The following is a 4,007-nucleotide window of genomic DNA, read 5'->3' on the forward strand; positions in this document are numbered from 1 at the left end:
CAGTTATAAATCCAAATCCTTTTTCTTCGTTAAACCATTTTACTGTACCTTTCATTTAAGTACCTCCGTTATTTTTTGTTAGTAACTATTGCCTCAACATAATAACATTCTAAAGAAGTACCTATCTAAATAGTGCTTCAAAATCTCTTATTAACTGCGTTATATTTTTACTACCCTTTAAGTATATCGTGTAATGTTAAAAAAAGCAACTCTTTTTATAATTTTTTTGTATTATAGCATAATTAAGTTTATTTTAATATTTCTTCAATTTTTTTCAAATATTTTTCGAGTGATTTTTTATCTTTTTCTTTCAAATTAACAATTTTTTCATCTATATTTAGAAATAATGTTTTATAATTTTTAAAATTAAAATCAATACTACTATCAGATTCTAACACCAAATCACCTATAGTTTTAGTTTCTAATAGATTAATAATTTCTTTATAAACTCCACCGTTATTTATAAGTTCTATATATTTACTTTTTTCTGATTCTGAATAAAATATATCAATATATTTCTGTGGCATTATAGCAATAATCTCTTTGTTTTCAACAATTGAATATAACTCATATCTTTTTCTATATCTTAAAGCAGTTTTTTTATTAACTCCATTTAAAAAAAGCCACTTTTCATATAACCCTTCATACTTACTTCCAGATTTAGATAACTTATCAAAAACAAATGTGAAAATTTCTCCAAATGAAATAGCATTTTTTATTTGTAAATTTATTAAAGAAGTAGTCTTAGCTATTAACATTTCAGAGATTTCATTATCATCTGTTAATTCTCGAATTGAATCTAAATTTACTATAGAATCTATTTTGTAGTTTGTTTCTTCTACTCTCAAAATAGGTTTTTGAATTGAATTTTGAAGCATATTTTTTATCTCTAATCTAACTTTACTCATAAAATTCCCCCTTATTTAAAAGCAAGAGACAACTTGTCCCTTGCTTTTAAATTGTATATAAATTAAATTATTTTAAGTATTTCTAAAAATATTTTTTGTACTTTACCTGCAGAAATATTATTGTATTCCCATATTGTTTTCTTATTCTGAATCATTAACTCTATAAAAGACAAGCTCTCAATAGGGTTAGTAAAAAGAATAGACGTTTCATCTAAATCGCTTTTTAAGGCTATATAATTAGCTTTCTGAACTGCTGAAGTAGATTTATATCTATTTGTTACAATTGCCCTAACTTTAGTAATATCAATTGTTTTTAAAAGCTCTAAAATACTTTCTGTTGTAATATCATCTGCATAACTAGGTATGATAATATCATCTGATAATTTAAGAAATATTTCATCTATTTTTAATGTTGGAATACTATCAATGAGTATGTAATCAAATTCATTTTTCATTCGTTTTATAAACTCTACAATCTCTTTAAAAAATTGATTTGAGAACTTCACATCTTCTAAAGGAAGAAAATATAGATTACTTCTTAGTCTAAAATATTCTCCATCTTTTTTTAAAACTTCTGCTTTAAGACCTTTTTTAAAACTTTTATCTCCCTTAAATAAAAAATTGAATACATTGTTTTGTGGATCAGATGTTAATATAAGAACTTTTTTATCTGCATATGCTAACCCTGCACCTAATTGTGTTGTAATAAAGGTTTTTCCTACTCCTCCTTTATTATTTTTTATTGTTATTACTTTCCCCACTTTAACCTCCAGCTATTCTATTAATAATTTTTCAGTAATAATTTTATCAACTTCATCTATTGTTAATTTTTTTAAAATGAATTTACGAGTTAATTCTAAATAGATTAATTTTTTTATTTTAAATATTTTTTCCTCTGTTAAACAAAATCCAACCTTGTATATATCTATGCTTGATTCAATATAGTTATGAAAATCTTTTATATTATTCAATATATCTTTTTCATTCTTAATAACTATATTTTTTTCATTTAATATTTCTAATTTATTACTATCAGATAATTGAAATAATTTATTTTTTTCAATATATTTATATATTAATGTGTTTTTAGCTTTTTTAAAAGCTATTTTTTGAATTTTTCCAGCTTGTCCACATTCTTTAATATATTCAACATATGTTTTTTCTTCTATCTCTAGTTTTTTACTATCGGATAATTCACTGTAAAATCGAGCAATTTCAGAGTAATCTTTTTCTTTTATACTTTCCTCACAAATTTCTAATATTGAATTTTTTTGTTTTAAATGTGGTATAGAGATAAAATCGATTCCCCAATCATTTTCTAGTATTTTTAAAAAATAAGCTTTTGGACTTGTTAATTTTTTTTGACTATTTAAATACAAAGCACTTGATTTTACTTTTTCATACCCATATTTTTCAATACATTCTTTTATAGTTTTTGGCATTGATTTTAAATTTTTAGCTTTCAAAGGCATTAAATTCAAAATTTCTAAAATCATTTCGTCGCTAATAACTATTACTAGATTAGCATCTTCTACATTTTTTTCTGTAAAACTTATTGCTAAAGTGTTATAAATATTTTTCAATTGGATATTATCCTCATTAAAACGCTCTTTTTTAAGCTTGTTATGCTTTTCATCAAAGTAAATTTCAACATCTGATTGAAGCCATGTAGTAGGTTTTAAAAAATTAAACCCTTTTATAAGATTTTTATTTTTTAATTCATTAAAAGCTTTTTCCAATGTTTTAACAGTAACTGGAAGACTTTTCTTTTCGTATTTTAGAGGAATTTTTTTTATTAATGCAAACACTGATTCTTTTACATATAAGTTATCAAATCTTATTTTTTCTAACAACATATACAAAGTTCTAGCTATACCACCATTTATACCTAATAATATATTTGAGTCATATACTAAATAACCACGTTTTACTATATTTTTATAAAAATGGTCTGATATTCTAATTGCATATACTTCTTTTATTCTTTTATCATTCACTTTATTTTTCATAGTTTTATTTTTGACTTCACTTAATTGAATAGATTTATATTCTAAAATAGCAGTACTAATTTCTTCTTTTAAGACTGTTTTCATTTCATTTGAATACATTGTATTTTTAAAAATATAGCTCGTTTCTGAAAGTCTAGATAAAGCTTTTTTTATATCTGCAATGTAATTATTTGCATGTATTTTAGCTGCATCTCTTATTTCTGAAGCTGAAACTATAAACTCTTGTTCCATTCCTTTTTCTTTCATAACTTTCATTAAAGCTATAAATACTCTTTCTTCGGTTTCTCCTGGTATTAAATCTCCTGGTGACGGTTTAACTGTAATATATACATCTCTATTTTTATTGAAAAAATAAGTTGTTATTTCATTTTTTTTACGTTTTGTATTTTTAGAAAATATAGGAAATTGAACAATATTCATATCTACACGAATTAAAGATTTGTTTTTAACTAAATCTTCAGGAATATAGATATCTTCTTCCAAGAAACAAGGATTTCCTGTATTAATAGTTTCTATTTCTAAAAAGTAATTATCTTTCTTTTTTATCATATTAATATCCTTTCTAACGATAATATAAATATATATCCGAATCATTTGTATGTTTTATATAATAGCATTTTTTTCTAAAAAAAACTAACTTTAAATACATCCGAATCATTTATATAACGCTAGTTGTATCCTGTTAGTTTATAAAGTATATCCTGTTAGTTTATAAAGTATATCCTGTTAGTTTATATAGATATATCCTGTTAGTTTATAAAGTATATCCTGTTAATTTGTATCGGCATATTCTCGATAAACATAATAAAATCAATATCTAAAAGTATGTTTTTTCGTTTTTTTTTTGTACCTAACAAAGAAACAATATATAACAAAGAACAACTAACAAGGACTCGTTAATAATTTTGTTTAGAAAACTAAAGTTTTTCAAATGTTTTTATATTTTTAAACAATAAAAAAATCCCTGCGAATAATCCCGCAGGGATTCTTTTAATTCTTTTCTTTCTTACTTAGAAATTCTATTTGAGATTGATTAATTATCCTATGTTTAGGATATATCACTTCTCCACGTTCTTTAATTGAAGCTTTA

The 4,007-nt window shown here is 23.1% G+C and carries 4 protein-coding genes; all 4 read right to left on the bottom strand.

The window, feature by feature from the left end; genetic code table 11:
• Window positions 1–55: cold-shock protein (locus ACRCZX_RS02135; RefSeq protein ID WP_438581299.1), on the bottom strand; the 55-nt coding region annotated here is incomplete at its 3' end.
• Window positions 56–248: 193 nt separating this feature from the next.
• Entirely contained in the window at window positions 249–908 is a 660-nt protein-coding gene (locus ACRCZX_RS02140; RefSeq protein ID WP_438546727.1) for a hypothetical protein, read from the bottom strand.
• 62 nt (window positions 909–970) lie between these two features.
• Complete coding sequence (locus tag ACRCZX_RS02145) at window positions 971–1,669, bottom strand: ParA family protein (protein ID WP_438546728.1); 699 nt, start codon at window positions 1,667–1,669, stop codon at window positions 971–973.
• Window positions 1,670–1,681: 12 nt separating this feature from the next.
• Window positions 1,682–3,466: a hypothetical protein gene (locus ACRCZX_RS02150; RefSeq protein WP_438546729.1), complete on the bottom strand. Its 1,785-nt coding sequence runs from the start codon at window positions 3,464–3,466 to the stop codon at window positions 1,682–1,684.
• Window positions 3,467–4,007: the final 541 nt, after the last annotated feature.

It is taken from the genome of Cetobacterium sp. (genome assembly GCF_051658645.1).
Lineage (GTDB): Bacteria > Fusobacteriota > Fusobacteriia > Fusobacteriales > Fusobacteriaceae > Cetobacterium_A.